The 16,072-nt window shown below is 54.6% G+C and carries 14 protein-coding genes; 8 read left to right on the top strand and 6 right to left on the bottom strand.

Annotated features, from left to right (window positions below):
- Positions 1-3: 3 nt before the first annotated feature.
- The 4 genes from VNX88_24530 to VNX88_24515 form a co-directional block, all read right to left on the bottom strand.
- Positions 4-1,125, bottom strand: a complete 1,122-nt coding sequence (locus tag VNX88_24530) for an NAD-dependent epimerase/dehydratase family protein (GenBank protein ID HWY71856.1) — start codon at positions 1,123-1,125, stop codon at positions 4-6.
- A gap of 40 nt (positions 1,126-1,165) precedes the next feature.
- Positions 1,166-2,116, bottom strand: a complete 951-nt coding sequence (locus VNX88_24525) for a hypothetical protein (protein HWY71855.1) — start codon at positions 2,114-2,116, stop codon at positions 1,166-1,168.
- 25 nt (positions 2,117-2,141) lie between these two features.
- Complete coding sequence (locus VNX88_24520) at positions 2,142-2,981, bottom strand: TIGR04290 family methyltransferase (GenBank protein ID HWY71854.1); 840 nt, start codon at positions 2,979-2,981, stop codon at positions 2,142-2,144.
- Between the two features lie 185 nt (positions 2,982-3,166).
- Positions 3,167-4,603 (bottom strand): sigma-54 dependent transcriptional regulator, encoded by a 1,437-nt coding sequence (locus tag VNX88_24515; protein ID HWY71853.1) that lies wholly within the window; start codon positions 4,601-4,603, stop codon positions 3,167-3,169.
- Positions 4,604-5,048: 445 nt separating this feature from the next.
- On the opposite strand from VNX88_24515, the gene uvrA reads away from it, so the two are divergent.
- From uvrA to VNX88_24475, 8 genes are all read left to right on the top strand, one after another.
- Positions 5,049-8,000, top strand: coding sequence for an excinuclease ABC subunit UvrA (gene uvrA / locus VNX88_24510; GenBank protein HWY71852.1), 2,952 nt, complete (start codon positions 5,049-5,051; stop codon positions 7,998-8,000).
- Positions 7,978-9,303: a tetratricopeptide repeat protein gene (locus tag VNX88_24505; protein HWY71851.1), complete on the top strand. Its 1,326-nt coding sequence runs from the start codon at positions 7,978-7,980 to the stop codon at positions 9,301-9,303. The genes uvrA and VNX88_24505 overlap by 23 nt, the downstream gene beginning before the upstream one ends.
- On the top strand, positions 9,300-9,752 hold the full coding sequence (locus VNX88_24500; GenBank protein ID HWY71850.1) for a hypothetical protein: 453 nt from the start codon (positions 9,300-9,302) through the stop codon (positions 9,750-9,752). Before VNX88_24505 ends, VNX88_24500 begins: the two co-directional genes overlap by 4 nt.
- Before the next feature lie 8 nt (positions 9,753-9,760).
- Positions 9,761-10,300 (top strand): hypothetical protein, encoded by a 540-nt coding sequence (locus VNX88_24495; protein HWY71849.1) that lies wholly within the window; start codon positions 9,761-9,763, stop codon positions 10,298-10,300.
- 206 nt (positions 10,301-10,506) lie between these two features.
- Positions 10,507-11,058 carry a hypothetical protein gene (locus tag VNX88_24490; GenBank protein ID HWY71848.1) on the top strand — a complete coding sequence of 184 codons (552 nt, stop codon included), beginning with the start codon at positions 10,507-10,509 and terminating at the stop codon, positions 11,056-11,058.
- Between the two features lie 104 nt (positions 11,059-11,162).
- Positions 11,163-12,536, top strand: coding sequence for a dipeptidase (locus tag VNX88_24485; GenBank protein ID HWY71847.1), 1,374 nt, complete (start codon positions 11,163-11,165; stop codon positions 12,534-12,536).
- 145 nt (positions 12,537-12,681) lie between these two features.
- Positions 12,682-12,975 (top strand): YtxH domain-containing protein, encoded by a 294-nt coding sequence (locus VNX88_24480; GenBank protein HWY71846.1) that lies wholly within the window; start codon positions 12,682-12,684, stop codon positions 12,973-12,975.
- A gap of 49 nt (positions 12,976-13,024) precedes the next feature.
- The gene (locus VNX88_24475) at positions 13,025-13,540 is read left to right on the top strand and encodes a hypothetical protein (protein HWY71845.1); all 516 of its coding nucleotides are present in this window, start codon (positions 13,025-13,027) and stop codon (positions 13,538-13,540) included.
- 269 nt (positions 13,541-13,809) lie between these two features.
- Here the strand turns inward: VNX88_24475 and mnmA are convergent, their stop codons facing one another.
- Both mnmA and VNX88_24465 read right to left on the bottom strand, forming a co-directional pair.
- Positions 13,810-14,916 carry a tRNA 2-thiouridine(34) synthase MnmA gene (gene mnmA, locus VNX88_24470; GenBank protein ID HWY71844.1) on the bottom strand — a complete coding sequence of 369 codons (1,107 nt, stop codon included), beginning with the start codon at positions 14,914-14,916 and terminating at the stop codon, positions 13,810-13,812.
- Between the two features lie 197 nt (positions 14,917-15,113).
- Positions 15,114-15,995 carry a Ku protein gene (locus VNX88_24465; GenBank protein HWY71843.1) on the bottom strand — a complete coding sequence of 294 codons (882 nt, stop codon included), beginning with the start codon at positions 15,993-15,995 and terminating at the stop codon, positions 15,114-15,116.
- Positions 15,996-16,072: the final 77 nt, after the last annotated feature.

Below are 16,072 nucleotides of genomic sequence, written 5' to 3'. Positions count from 1 at the left end.
CCTCTATGCCGTAAGCCCAAACGTCTGTAACTCGGCAACCATGCGTTCTGCCTTGTCCTCAGGGCTCTGCTCTCGCAACCACTCGACCAACTCTGCGACGCCATCCTCAAACCGCACTCGTGGTTCATATCCAACTAGTTCCCGAGCCTTGGAAATGTCCCCGAAGCAATGGCGAATGTCACCAGCTCGATACTTACCGGTGATTTCACAGAAAACCTGCAAGCCCAGGGCGCGGGAAAGTGCTGAAGCGACTTCCCGAATTGAAATCGGCATGCCTGAGCCAATATTGATTGCGCGACCGTCGGCTCTCTTTGACTCCATGGCCAGCAGGTTTGCACTGACCACATCGTGCACGCTGACGAAGTCGCGCATCTGGCATCCGTCTTCGAAAACAAGAGGGGCCTTCAGATGCAGCAGGCGTGATGCAAAGATCGCAGCAACTCCGGTGTAAGGGTTCGAGAGCGCCTGTCTTGTTCCGTAGATATTGAAATACCGGAGGGCAACTACAGGCAAACCATAGGTCCGCCCATAGAGTAAGCAGATTTCTTCCTGATCTTTTTTTGAGAGGGCGTAAACGGAGGTGCATTGTAACGGCTTGCTCTCCGCAGTGGGAACCGGGGTAAGCTCTGCGCCACAATCCGGACACAAGACCTCCCACCGTTTCCCCGCCAACTGCTCGGAAGGTCGGGGCCCTGGGGCGCAATCGCCGCAATTAGCGCATAAGTACTGTCCCTCTCCATAAATCGACATTGAGGACGCCACCACGAGCTTCTCCACTTGTGCTCTGCGGTCGAGCAAAGCTTGCAGGAGCACGGCAGTTCCCTGAGTGTTTACGCCCATGTAGTCATAAATCTGGTACATCGATTGCCCCACACCTACGGCGGCGGCTAGGTGAAAGATCACGTCGACTCCCTCGATCGCCTTGCTGACGGCGGCGGGATCACGCATGTCTCCCAACATGAATTCGACATCGGCGGCGAGATAGGACGGAGCTCCGTTTCCGTGTATCTGCGGGGACAGGTTGTCGAAGACTCGAACGTCGCTGCCCACGCTGATCAGGGCATCCGCCAAGTGCGAACCTACAAACCCAGCGCCGCCGGTAATCAAGACTTTCTTTCTAGTCATCTGCCTCAATCCACTTTCCAGTTCTTTTTCTTGCTGCGTGTCACCGGACTACCGAAGGTTCAAGAACTTGTTGCTGGGCCGCGTCTGGAACCTCTAGTAGATTCCTGGCTCTGGGCGCCGCATATCTCTTCACTGCCCATTCCGCGAACTCCGCAAAGGTATTCGGATCTTTCGGTGGACTCGTGTAGTGGGAAGCAATTCCAAGATGCTCAGGAGTGAAGCACAGTGTGAGTGTCGTGTCGAAGGGTTCCAGAGCGCTCATCTGACGATCGAACCAGGCCTCGGCGTTCTCACGAAAACTATCTGCCCAGCTCATGCCGGTGCGTACGTAGCGAACTTTGAGCCTGCGAAACCATTCAACCGCCGGATCGAGGCGATGATCCTCGTAGTGGAACCACTGACAAATTCCCAGCCCCTTGGGAAATTCGGCAGCGGCCATCTTCGGAGTTCCATCCTCACGCAGCAGTCCCATGTAGTAATGACGGTAGTAGGCGCTGCCTTCCGCTTCCTTGTGGCGAGTCGTAGCAGTCCAAGAAGCCGGCAGGTCAAACAGGCTGTACCAGTGAATTCTTTCCACGTTCCCCAGCAGCATCTCCGACATCCTTTGCAGGCCAAAGGACTGTACCTCTTCCGCACCAAAGGACGAGGCGCCGACTTCCGAAATCCAGACCGGCAGCCTGGTCACCGCTCTAATTTCTTCGACCTTTGCCGGCCAATCATTCACATTCCAGTGATTCCAATCCAGCGGAAAACCATGGATAGCAACGACATCCACCGCGTCGAGCACACCGTGTGAGCCCATGAGCTGAATGAAGTTAGGATCAATAGGCGAAATCCCGCCGAGTACAATCGGTAACTCCGAATTGACTTTGCGGATGGCGTTGGCTGCAGCAATCGTCATTTGGGCGAACATCTTCCACTCAGGATCAATTTTGAAATCCCAATGGGAAAGATTGTTCGGTTCGTTCCACAGCATTACTGCTTCAACCATTCGTGAGTTCCTCTGTCGTTTAGGTTTACAACGTCCCTGACAGTTCAAGGTCAAGCAAGTATTTGCCGTCGCGTTGCACTCGGCGCGGCTCACACACGTAAGTTTCATCCTCTGGATGTGCAACGATTTCCAGGCCTGAACTGCGCAGCATCCCCTCAACGGCCCCGCGATTGGGGATCCACCAGTTGGTGTAATCATTCGCGTACCGGTTTTCGACGAAATACATGCGTGGGAAATCAGGATCCTGAAATGGTTTCATGTCCCAGAATTCGTAATCCTCTTTCCATGTTCGTTCTTCCTTAGATCCACGGATCATGCTTTGGAAGAAGAGCTTTCCTCCGACCTTCTTAACGATCTTGTCGAGGGCGAACAGCGGATAGCGCAGATGGTAGAAGACTCCCAGAAAGAGGACGTAGTCGAATTGGCCGAGAATCTGATCGACATCGTAAACGGACCGTTTCTGGAACTCGATATTTAGTCCAAGGGTGTCAGCGGCGAAGCGGGCCTGACTCAAGTACCTGTCGTCGACATCTACGCCCAGTACCCTACTCGCACCGCGCTGTTTCAGGGCAATCGAGTAAAAGCCTCCGTTGCAGCCAATGTCCAGGACAGAAGCTCCCCGGAGATCCTCCGGAAAGGCCTTCGAGATTTGCTTCCACTTGACGTTGGGAAAGTCACCCAGGAAATGATTTGGAGCGGTCCAAACTCCGTTGATATTAATGTTGTGAAACCAATCTCCTAGCGTGAATATTTGTTCTGTTAGTTGAGCTTGCGTAGGATCTTCGTGATCTCCGGCTGGGCGTCCATTGTGGGACCGAACTGCACTGTTCGCATCCATTAGCAGGTTGCCTTCGTCACCTTGCAACGCTGATCTCCTCTTTCTCGACTGCCGGCACCCTTGGGTGCGTTCCGAACCACGATGGTTTTGGCTTAATGGGAACCAGCAACAAGCGGGTGAGCAGTTAGAACAAAGGCGCACCACTTAGGATGCCTATGTCACTGCGTCAAAGCGCGCCAGAAATTCTTTGCTATCAGCGAGATGAATCCGTTTTAGGATGCAGTAGTTGTCGGGGAGCTCGACGACAGCAGGAATTGTGATCCTTGACTCTCGTATTGGCGGAGCTTTCGGTAGAGAGTGGTCTTACCAATTCCCAGCATACGAGCTGCCAGCAATTTGTCTCCCTTAGCTTCAGCAACCGCATTCAGGATTGCGTGACGTTCGACTTCGGCGATGGGAAGCACGCGGCCCAAACGTCGCGCGGGTTCGCTCGTGGAGAATTGAGGTAGCTTCATGTGAGCGCTAAGCTGACTGGGGAAGTCGATTGGTTCCAACGTGTCTCGGCTGCCCAGCGCTACGGCGCGCTCGATAAAGTTTTCCAATTCGCGGACGTTTCCCGGCCACGAATACGTCTTTAGCATCCGCACTGCTTCGCGAGAGATCTTCCTTCTGGGCTGTCCAGTATTTCTCGCAATCCTGTCGAGGAACGCATTGACCAAGGGTTCGATATCGTCTATCCGGTCACGCAGAGGCGGGGCCTTAATCGTGACGACATTCAGGCGAAAGTAGAGATCCTTGCGAAAACGACCCTCGCTGATCTCCTTCTCCAAGTTCCGATTTGTAGCCGCAATTACGCGAACATCGATACGAATGCGCTTGGTGCTTCCAACAGGGCGGATCTCCTTCTCTTGCACGGCTCGCAGAAGCTTTCCTTGAACTTCTACTGGAAGTTCGCCAATCTCGTCGAGAAAGACTGTCCCACCTTCGGCAATTCTTAGTAGTCCCTCCTTCGACCGTTCCGCTCCGGTGAATGATCCTCGTTCGTGACCAAACAACTCGCTTTCCATCAGGGTGGGAACCAGCGCGCCGCAATCTACGGGAATGAATGGCCGCTCTCTCCGTGTGCCGCTAAAGTGAATCGCTCGGGCGACAAGCTCCTTGCCTGTGCCACTCTCGCCCAGAATGAGGACAGGATGGATGTTTGCTGAGACTTTCCCGATGACTTTGTAGAGCTTCCACATCACAGCTGTTGTACCCACGATGCCGTAGGCTGTCTCGGCATCTGTTGGCTCCCGCAAAGCGGCACGACCCATCTCCGTCCGGCGGTGCTCCATAGCGCGCTCGATTGTAGCTTCAAGAACCTGGCTATCCAAGGGCTTAGGCAGATAGTCAAATGCCCCCAATTTGATTGCTTGGACCGCCGAGGCATAGCTCGGACTCTCAGAAAGCATGATCACTTGAGTCTCGGGATACCAATAGTGAATGTGCCTCAATAGTTCAAGATCCGATCCTCCTGGAAGCTGCTCACTGAGTAGGAGGACATCCACCAACCCTGACTCCAACAGGTCGAGCGTGGTTTCAGAGTCTTGAGTGGTACGAAGCGTGAGACTGGCAGCAACGGCTATGTCCCGGCTCAACTCCGCTGATTGAGGGTCAGAGTCTGCGACCAGCAGTTCAGATACAGGCGGGGAGCTCCCTCCGGCTTTCATCAGCCGTTCGCCCGCAGTCCCTGAGTCCCTGAATGAAGGACTTGCTTGAGAATGTCTTGGGAGGCGACGAGGAGCACTTATCCGCACACTGCAGACGCTCTTCCAAAACTAGATTTAGGCTTAAGTGATTACAAACATGCAGGTTCCGTTTTGGCCACGTTCTTTTCGAATTCTGACCTTTTTGGGACAGAGCGCTTGCAGAATCAAGGGGAGATGCAATGCATGTAGCAGATTCTCTTAGTGAAAGCTAAACGATCCATTCGGCTCCTGATTTGGATCTGATTCCCATTTAGGGAAGATTCGACGTCGATCAGACTTGCCCCTCAGATTCCCAGCTTTGTCGAGTCCGGCGAGGGTTCTTTCCATTCAGCTATAATGAAGGATTCCGCAGCTCCTTCTGAACCTCACCGAGAGCCTTCTGAGCGGCTGGGACTGTCTGCCTGGGATGTCAAACGAGAGCATTGTTGTACGGGGTGCGCGGGTTCACAACCTGAAGAATGTGGACTTTGAGATCCCTCACAATACCCTGACTGTGGTCACCGGAGTCTCCGGTTCGGGCAAGTCTTCCCTGGCGTTCGACACCATCTATGCTGAGGGCCAGCGGCGCTATGTGGAGTCTTTATCAGCCTATGCCCGCCAGTTTCTGGAAAGAATTGAGAAACCGGACGTAGACCTGATTGATGGCATATCACCTGCCATAGCGATTCGTCAGAAGAACAGTACGCGCAATCCCCGCTCGACGGTCGCCACGGCCACCGAGATTTATGACTATCTGCGTCTCCTTTTCGCCCGCATTGGCCGCACCTATTGCGTGAATTGCGGTATCGAGGTGAAGAAAGACACAGTTGACGAAGTCTTTGCGGCCCTAAGTCAACTGCCGGAAGGCACTCGATTGAATGTTCTGTTTCCCGTCTCAGCCACTGCTTCCCAGGCGGCGCAGACGAAGAAGGCCCGCGGCAGGGTCAAAACATCGGCTCCTCAAAAATCAGAGTTAAGCGATCTACTGAAAGAGCGTCTCGGAGAACTCCGCCGCCGGGGCTTTAACCGGCTGTATCAGAACGGAAACATCTACGAGTTTTCTACGCCTGAGTCCTTACTGGAGATCAACTTCGCACAGCCTCTGTTTGTGCTGGTTGATCGGATAGCCTTCGCGCCAGACCAGCGCGCACGGATTGTGGACGCGCTCGAGATCGGATACCGCGAGTCCGGGGAGGCAGTTTTTGAAATTGTGCCTCGCGACGACTCGCCGTGGCGGCAGCTTCGTTTTTCCCAGCGTTTCGAGTGCAAGAACTGCGGACGCAAATATGAGGAGCCGGAACCGCGGCTTTTCTCGTTCAATAATCCTTATGGAGCCTGCCAGCGCTGCCAGGGATTCGGGAACACCATCGATTTCGACATAAACCTGGTGGTTCCAAATCCGCTGTTGACTCTCAACGAAGGGGCAATTGAGCCCTGGACAAAGCCCAAGTACAAGGCTTTTCAGGCCGAACTGAAGCGTTTTGCCAAGGTGCATGGCATTCCCATGAACGTGCCGTGGTGCGACCTTGAAAGTGATCAGCGTGCCCTAATTCTCCAAGGCGACGGCAAATTTCCGGGCATTACGGGGTTTTTTGCTCTGCTCGAACGAAAGAAGTACAAGCTGCACGTCCGCGTGTTCCTGAGCCGCTATCGTGGATATGCCACGTGCCAGGACTGTCAGGGCCAGAGGCTCAGGGCCGAGGCCCGCACTGTAAAGATTCAAGGCAAAAACATCTGCGAGATCACAGCGATGACAGTCGAACAGGCAGCTCGATTCATCGCCGAGGTAGAGTTGACCCCGCAACAGGCTGCAATTGCCGAGAAGATTCTGGAAGAGGTTCGCGACCGGCTCGGGTTCTTAAACAGCGTGGGGCTCGAATACTTGACTCTCGATCGCACTGCTTCAACCCTCTCAGGAGGGGAATCCCAAAGGATTCAATTGGCTACATCGTTAGGCTCACGTCTAGTAGGCGCTTTGTATGTGCTGGATGAGCCATCGATCGGCCTTCATAGCCGCGATACGGACCGCCTGGTCCGGATACTGCACGAACTCCGTGACCTCGGAAACACAATCCTGGTAGTGGAGCACGACTCGGAAGTCATGGCCGCTTCAGATCACATCGTCGATCTTGGCCCCGGTGCGGGCGAACTTGGGGGGAAAATAGTTGCGACCGGAACTTACGACGAGATCTCGCGCAACGCCCACTCATTGACCGGCCGATATCTTAGCCATAATCTGGCAATTCCGATCCCTTCTGCGCGTCGCAAAGCTCGGGGCGAGTTGCGCCTAATCGGGGCACGAGCCAATAACCTCAAGAATGTGAACGTCACCATTCCTCTGGGCGTGCTGGCGGTGATTACGGGCGTTTCTGGATCAGGCAAATCCACGCTTGTTCATGACGTTCTCTACAAGGCGGTGGCCGCCACGACTGGCAGCACTGACGCCGGCAGTGCCGCAGGATTATTCCAGCGGCTTGAGGGCGGTGAGCAGATCAAAGAGGTAATTCTGGTCGACCAATCTCCGATTGGCCGAACACCACGCTCGAATCCGGTTACCTACATCAAGGCTTTCGATGCCATTCGTGAGCTCTTTGCCTCCTTGCCGGAGGCGCAGAAGCGCGGCTATGCCGCCGGGCACTTCTCGTTCAATGTTCCCGGAGGCCGTTGTGAAGCCTGCCAGGGTGATGGAACGGTAACGGTTGAAATGCAGTTCCTCGCCGACGTGGAACTCATCTGTGAAGAGTGCCGAGGCACGCGCTACAAGGCATCTGTTCTCGATGTCCGTTACAAGGGTAAGAACATCCACGATGTGCTAAATCTAACCGTCAAAGAAGCTCTGCATTTCTTCTCCGGCGTGCCCAAAATCACTGACAAGTTGCGCGTTCTCGAAGAAGTCGGACTGGGATATCTCCGCCTTGGGCAATCGGCGACCACCTTGAGTGGCGGCGAAGCTCAGCGCATGAAGCTGGCAGCGCACTTGACTCCGCGTTCACGCGACGAACGCGCGCCACAGCAGGAGGGCAACAACGGCGGCAGAACGTTGCGCAAATCGTCGCCACTGCGAACGTTATACATATTTGACGAACCGACCACTGGCCTTCACTTCGACGACGTAAGCAAACTGCTAGCGGCCTTTCGGCGATTAATCGAGGCGGGCGGCTCTCTCATTGTGATTGAGCACAATTTGGACGTAGTAAAAGCCGCTGATTGGGTAATTGATCTGGGCCCAGAGGGTGGGGCGGGCGGCGGAGAGGTAGTTTCCGTGGGTACTCCGGAGGCAATCGCAAGGAACAACAAGTCCTACACGGGACAATGGCTATCACGCATCTTGTCCAAAAACGGGAATTCGCAATCCAATGAGGGCTCTGCACTTCAATAAATGTTTCTGTGGCACTGTTCTCTTCGTTAGCCTGAGCGCCGCCCTCGCTCAGGATACACATCGAACTGTTCGCCACCATCCCGCTGCCGAATCGGCTCCTTCGCCCGCATCTACTTTGCTCGATCAAGCGGAAGCACTGCTTGCCAAAGGCAACCACCTTGCGGCCCTGCCGTTGCTTCAGCAAACGACTGCAAAGGATCCCAAAAGCTATCAGGCCTGGTACGACCTCGGGTATTGCCAGCAAGCACTGAATCACGATGCTGAAGCCTTGACTGCATACGGGAAGTCGCTAGAGATTAACCCGAATATCTTCGAGACAAATCTGAACCTCGGCCTGCTTCTGGCAAATTCCGGACAGCCCGATCAAGCGATCCGTTATCTTCAGGCCGCAACCCAACTTCAACCGGCCAGCCATCCCGAGCGATCGAAGGAGGACGCCTGGCTTGCTCTCGGCAAACTCCAACTCGCGAGCAAACCTGCGGAGGCCGAACTGGCCCTTGCTGAAGCTGCGAAGCTTGTTCCCGCGGATCCTGAGCCACACCTACTGCTCGGTGAACTTTACGAAAGCTCCGGCAAGTTCGGCGCGGCGAGCACTGAGTATCAGAGGGCACTCGCTGGAACCCAGGGCGAAGCTCGTGCGCAAGCACTTCGCGGATTAGTGAATGTTTCCGTCGCGTCCAAGCAATATGGCGAAGCGGAGAAGAGCGTTCGTGAGTATCTCGCGACCAACCCTGCGGACGCTCAAGCTCGCCTTCTGCTAGGCCGCCTGTTAGCAGCACAGGGAAAGAACGAAGAGGCCCTCGCGCAACTCAGCGGAGCCAGCAACGACAACAATCCTCAGGTTTTGCGAGAGAAGGCAGGATTGTTGATGGCAGTAAGCCGAGACGCCGAGGCTCTGCCCGTCTATAAACAGCTCGTGGAGGAGAACGCAAATGACTCCCAGCTTCGTTACCAGTATGGCTTGTTGTTGATGCGTCAGCACCAATGGCCAGAAGCTGAAGGGCAACTGTTGGCTGCGGTAAAGCTTAATCCCAACCTGGCAAGTGCATATGGCGACGTGGCCATAGCTGCCAACCAGAATCAACATTACGACTTGGTCTTGAAGGCACTCGACATCCGCACTAAGCTACTAGGCGACAATCCGGGAACATACTTCCTAAGGGCAACCGCCTTGGACCACCTGCGACGCTATCCTGAAGCCACGCAGAATTACAAACAGTTCCTGGCGACGGCCAGTGGCAAGTATCCCGATGAGGAATGGAAGGCGCGGCACCGACTAATCGCGATCGAAAAGCTGAAGTGAAACGACTGTTCCTCATTCCGTTGTTATGCTCGGTTTCATTCGGTTTCGCTGCCGACAAGAAGGACATTCCGGAACAGCAAGCCTCCGCGAGGATCGAGGAATTAAAGCAAAGAGTCGCTCGCGATTCGGAGCGCGACTTGTGCATCGATGCTGCGGAATTGGTCCGTGAATTGGTTGAGCAGTTCGATACGCAAATGAATGCCAGCAAATTGGAACCGGCGCAGCAAGCTCTCACCGACATCGGCACCTACGCAGACAAAGCACGTGATGGCTCTAAAAACACGAAGCACAAACTGAAGCAAGCCGAGCTAACTCTGCATAAGGCATCGCGCCGCCTGGCCGATATTGCTCAATCCACGGCTGTAGAGAATCGTGCTGCAATCATGGAGATCGTGAAGCGCATCGAGGCCGCGGACGATGAGATCCTGAACCAACTTTTCAAGCATTAGGTAGAGTTATGCGCACTCGTCCTCTCATCTATTTCGTTCTCACGTTGCTGGTCGCTCTTCCTCTGCGCGCACAAGTTCGAGATCGCGATCCCCTCACTGAAAAAGAGGTGGATCAACTGCGCGAAACCGCTATTGAGCCGGAAAAGCGCCTAAAGCTGATGGTGGACTTCACCAAGGCACGCATGGTAGCCATCGAGCAAGTGCGTTCTGATCCCAAAATGGCCAAGGACCGCGGTCAGAAGATTCATGATCTGCTGGAGGACATTGCCAGTCTCGTAGATGAAGTGGATGACAACGTGCAGAACTATAACGAGCGCAGCGCGGATTTGCGCAAGCCCCTTAAGCAAGTTGTGGAGATGGACAGCGAGTTCCAAGGCAAGCTACGGGAGTTAAAGATCGCATCCGCGGACCCCAAGCATGTGGACGAGGCCGCCGACTACAAATTTTCTCTGGAAGATGCGATTGACTCCGTAAACCGAAGCGCCGATGCCACACGCAAATTGCTCGAGGAACAGAACGTCAAATTTGCGAAAAAGAAGAAGTCGTAGCTTCAAGCTGAATGATACAAAGGCGCAGCATGCTGCGTCTCGGTTGCACTAGCGTGCTAAATTCGATTTAGGTGACCCCGAAGCTCCAGGAAATTTTTTCGGAGGCGTATCGCGAATTACGTCCACGAGCTCCCTTCCCTGAGTTCCATGTCCAGTTTTTCCCTTTTTCCAACATCAACAACACCATCCGGCTCCGCGAAGGAAGAGTGTTAGTACGAATCTCTGACTTGCTCTCGGGTGCACCTAGAGACGTACTGCACGCGATCGCGCACATTCTGCTGGCTAAGCTCTACCGCAAGGAAATTGAGAGACGGCATGCGACGAGATATCGGCGATACCTCGGACGGAGAGATGTGTCCGGCAAAGCGCACTTACTACGACAGCAGCGAGGGCGAAAGGTGCTGCTATCACCTCAGGGCAGGCACTACGACCTGGAAATAATATTTGAGGATCTAAATCGGCGCTTCTTCCACGGATTACTCGCCAGACCATTGATGACCTGGAGCCGCAATGCCTCGCGGCAAAGCCTCGGTCATTACGATCCTGCGCACAATACGATCGTGATCAGCCGGGTATTCGATCGCGCAGACATGCCGAGATATGCAGTGGAATATCTCGTGTATCACGAGATGCTTCACCTGAAGCACCCAGTGAAACTAAACGGTAGCCGTCGCTGTGTGCATCCGAAAGCCTTCCAGGAAGAGGAACGGCTCTTTCCGGAGTTGGAGCAAGCGAAGGAGCTACTGAAGCGCTTGTAAGCAACAGAGCGCCCGGCGGTCCGTTTTAGAAAACCTCATCAGTTACCGCTGCTATACTGAATTGTTTCGCCGCGACAATCTGCTCGAAGAAGGAGGTTGCTGACATGTCTTCTCCGGCTGTTGAATACGCGCGCCAGAACCAGCCGCGTTTCCTTGCAGAGCTGAAAGACCTGCTCCGCATTCCCAGCGTCAGCACTCTTCCCCAGCACAAGAGCGACATCGAACGCGCCGCCGACTTTCTTGCGGCTCAAATGCGCGCAATCGGCCTTGAGCATGTTGAGGTCATCAAGACCGCCGGCCATCCTCTCGTCTATGCGGACTGGCTACATGCCACAGGCAAGCCCACGGCGCTTTGCTACGGACACTACGACGTACAACCTCCTGATCCGTTGAACGAATGGACAACTCCGCCCTTTGAACCGACTGAACGTAACCAAAACCTCTATGCACGCGGCGCAGTCGACGACAAAGGCCAGATGTTCATGCACCTCAAAGCGCTCGAGTCGCTGATGAAGAGCGGAGGCTCCAAACTCCCTATCAACGTCCGCCTGTTGCTTGAAGGAGAAGAAGAAGTCGGCGGTGAAGCGATTGCCAAGTACGTAAAAGAGAATCCTCAGAAACTCAAGGCCGACTTTGCTCTGGTCTCTGACACGGAGATGTATGCGCCCGACTTGCCCACGCTATGCGTGGGGCTCCGCGGTTTGGTTTACACCGAGGTCGAGGCTCGCGGGGCGAAGGTTGATCTGCACTCGGGAATGTACGGCGGAGCAGCTCCGAATCCGTTCGTCGCGCTGGCACAGATCATTGCGAAACTAAAAGACGAGAATGGCCGCATTCTCATTCCGGGATTCTACGACCGCGTCACTACGCCTTCCACGGACGAATTGCGCAGTTGGAAATCGCTCCCCTTTGACGAAAAGGATTATCTGGAGCATGAAGTCGGCAGCACTGAACTTACGGGTGAATCAGGATATTCCGTAGCTGAGCGAACCTGGGCACGTCCAAGCATGGACGTTCACGGCATGCCCGGGGGGTTCATCGGCGCCGGAGCCAAGACGGTGATACCTTCCAAAGCATCGGCGAAGATCTCGATGCGCCTCGTCCCGAATCAGAACCCCGAGGAAATATTCAAACTCTACTTAGATTACGTGAAGTCGATCACACCTCGCGGCATTCAGATCAGCATTCGCCTGCTCAGCGGCGCCGATCCCATGCTGATCCGAACCGATAATCACTACGTGCAGGCCGCAAAAGACGCGATGAAAGAAGTCTTCGGCAAGGACACAGTCTTTATTCGTAGTGGCGGATCGATTCCCGTTGTAGCCGACTTCGAGAAGCATCTTCACATTCCCTCAGTGATGATGGGATTCGGACTACCTGACGACAACCTCCACGCTCCCAACGAGAAATTCCACATTCCAAATTTTTATCGCGGGATTGAGTCGATAATCAGGTTCTTCCAGCTTCTAAGCCGCTAAGCTCCTGCATCGCCGACTTTGAGTGCCGGGCAAAATTTTTCAAACAAATGCTTCGAAAGTTCAGCAGCTTAGGAGCTAAGCAGCTTAGAAGCCCCTTGTGCTAACATCGCCTTCTTAGCAATCTTTGCTGGGAGGCACATAGGTTATGGCAGACAACGACAGCAGCAGCATTGGATGGTTCCTCGCCGGGTTGGGCCTCGGCGCGCTCGTCGGGGTGCTTTACGCTCCAAAATCGGGAAAAGAGACTCGCGATACTATTCTGCAATCCGCAAACGAGGGTCGCGAATACCTCAATAACCGCAGCCAGGAATTCAAGGGTCAGGTTAACCAGTACGTCCAGAAGGGCAAAGAGACTCTGAACCGGTCCAAAGATCAGATCACTTCGGCGGTTGAAGCCGGACGTCAAGCCTATCGCGACGCGGTCGAACCCAAAGCCTAAAACAGCTACTCCGGTCCATCGCTCAGAGCGGTGGACCGAGAGCATGCCCATGAACTCCAACCTACTGACCGCCTTCATTGCAATCACCTCTGTGGCTATAGTGCTACAGATGCTGATTCTTCTCGGCATCTACCTCGAGGTGCGCCGAACTAGTTCGCAAGCGCATGGCATCGCGCTCGACTTTCAGCGTCGAACGACGCCCTTGATAGAAAATGCAAGGGATATCCTGGCCGACGCCACGCCCAAGGTGAAGGAGATTACTTTGAATCTCACCGAGGCGTCGGCAACGCTGAAGAAGCAGGCAGCTACACTCGGAGACACGGCGGTAGAGATGGCCCTCCGCGCCAAAAACAAAGTCATGCTGGCTGATGACATGATGACGCGAACGCTCGAACGTGTAGAGAGGACCACCGGAGCAGTGCACGATTCGGTTCTCTTGCCGGTTCGCCGCGTGAACGGCATCCTTCAGGGAATCAGCGTGGGAATCGGAGCCTTCCTGAACCAGAAGCGCGAGGTCCGCGAAGAGCGTAAGCGCAGCACGAATGATGAAGGAATGTTCGTCTAGGGCAGGGCGGCACACCAAAGCGATTATTCCTACATTGCTCCGCCGCCATCCTTACACGCTGTCATCCTGAGGCCCGATGTTGGCCGAAGGATCTCCCGCGATATGATCGGATTAATTTGTCGGCTCTTTGGCCAAGAGTCTCGTGAAAGAGCCGCGACTATGCATTTGAGCCTGACGCATCTCGGGAGATCCTTCGCCCAAAAGATGGGCTCAGGATGACAGCCCAGTAGGGGGATTCGTTTTGGAATCGCTTCCATGGGGCTCAGAGATCAGCAGATCCAACCGCCGCCCACCACAATGTCCCTGTCGTAAAACACAACCGCCTGTCCAGGCGTGATCGCCCTCTGTGGCTCGTCAAAAGTAACCAGCGCGTAATCGCCGTCCATTCTGACTTCCGCATCTGCCGGCTCATGACGATGGCGAATCTTGGCCTTCACACGCACTGGCCGATCGAGATTCTCGAAAGCGATCCAGTTCAGACGATGCGCTCGCAGCGTTTGCGAACGCAAATCATCGCCTGCTCCAACGACCACTTGTCGCTTGTCGCCGCGCAACTCGATCACGTAAAGGGGAGATCCAGTCGCAATTCCCAGTCCCTTTCGCTGTCCCACAGTGAAATTGTGAATGCCGGCGTGGGTGCCGACGACTTCGCCGGAAGTCGTTACCAGTTCGCCCGACGTATCAGGCAGTTGTTCGCCCTGCTCATCAAGGTATGCATCGATGAACCGCTTGTAATCCCCGCCGGGAACGAAACAAATCTCCTGCGAGTCGGGCTTCTCTGCCAGCGCCAGACCGTGCTGGTGTGCCAAATCGCGAACCTCTGGCTTTGACATATTCCCTAAAGGAAACAACGTGCGGCTCAGTTGCTCCTGCGTAAGTCCAAAGAGGAAGTAGCTTTGGTCCTTACTCAGATCGCGGCCCCGCAGCAGAAACCATCGACCGCGCTCCTGGGAATATTCAACGCGCGCGTAATGTCCAGTCGCAAGTAGGTCAGCACCGATCTGCTGGGCGGTGATCAGCAGCTGATCAAACTTCAAATGATTGTTGCAGAGACTGCACGGAATCGGTGTGCGGCCAGAGAGATACTCGTCAACGAACGGTCGCACTACATCTCTCTCGAAGCGATCTTGATGGTTAACTACGTAGTACGGAATCTCAAGATGTTCGGCGACGTGGCGTGCATCGTAAACGTCCTCGATCGAGCAGCATCGCCCTTGCACCTGCTCCGGCATTCCCTCGCGCCCAGCCAGTCGTCGCTGATTCCAAAGCTGCATTGTCAACCCGACCACGGAATGGCCATCCGCCCGCAGCATGGCCGCGACGGTGGAGGAGTCCACTCCTCCAGACATGGCTACGGCGATGGTTGGCTTGGTCATAAATGAGCTGGATGCAGTCACAACAGCAAGCCAGGGAGGCTTAAGGAGGGACTGACAATCCAATTATATGAGGTTTATCAGGTAGAGACGCAGCACGCTGCGTCTTCACGATGCACCATGGTGGAAGACAATCTTGTGGAAGCCTATGCCGCAATGGAGGAGACGCAGCATGCTGCGTCTCTACTGGGGTGTTTGCTCTACGCGCTCTTTTTCTTCTTGGCCACTTTCTTCGCGACAGCCTGTGGTTCGTCGCTGATGCGCACCTGATTCTCGCGCTGATACTCGATCGCCCGCTGCGGACCTTTCTTCTTGCCTTCCATCTGTGCCAGGCTTTGCTTAAGCGCGTCCATCAAATCGACAACTGGCGCGGCTTTTTTCGGTTTCTCCACGCCGACCACGTGCTTGCCTTCGAGATGCGCCTTGATTAGCTCTTTAACGTTGGTTTCGAAAGTGTCGTAATACTTCTTCGGATCCCAGTCCGCGGCGAGCGCCTGCACAAGTTGATGCGCGACCTTTAACTCAGCATCTTTGATCTCAACATCGCTCTTGCCGAAATTCTCAACCTCGCGGATTTCGTCCTGGTAGTACATGGTGTGCAGCATCATGCCGCCGGTATATGGCCGTAAAAACACCGTGTACTCGCGGTTGTGCATCGCGAGCTTCGCCACCGCCACATGTTTGCTATCCTCAAGGGCCTTCTGCAACAGTGCGTACGGACGCTTACCTGCTTCTTCCGGCATGAGGTAGTAAGACGACTCGAAATAGATTGGATCAATCTCTTCGGCCTTGACGAACTCCAGAATCTCCATCGTCTTTGCCGTCTTCGGCTCGATCCTCTTGAGCTCTTCGGGCTCGATGATCACGTACTCGCCCTTGCGGAACTCGTATCCCTTCACGATCTCGTCGCGGCCGATCACTTTGTCCTCTTCCGGGCAGATGAGCTGCTGCTTCACCCGCACATGATCGTCGCGATGCAACATGTGAAAAGAGACATGATTAGGGCGAGCGCCAGAAAACAACCGCACGGGCATCGAGATAAGGCCAAACGTCAGATATCCAGTCCAAACGGAGGCAGCCATAGTTATTCCTTTGTCTCAACAGGGCCCAACAGCGTAGGAGCGTAATTCTACCTTCGGAGCTCGTAAATTCAAGATTA

The organism is Terriglobales bacterium, assembly GCA_035567895.1.
Taxonomy (GTDB): domain Bacteria; phylum Acidobacteriota; class Terriglobia; order Terriglobales; family Acidobacteriaceae; genus Gp1-AA112.
Note: the sequence above shows the minus strand (reverse complement) of the source record. Positions and strands in the feature narration are given on the sequence as shown.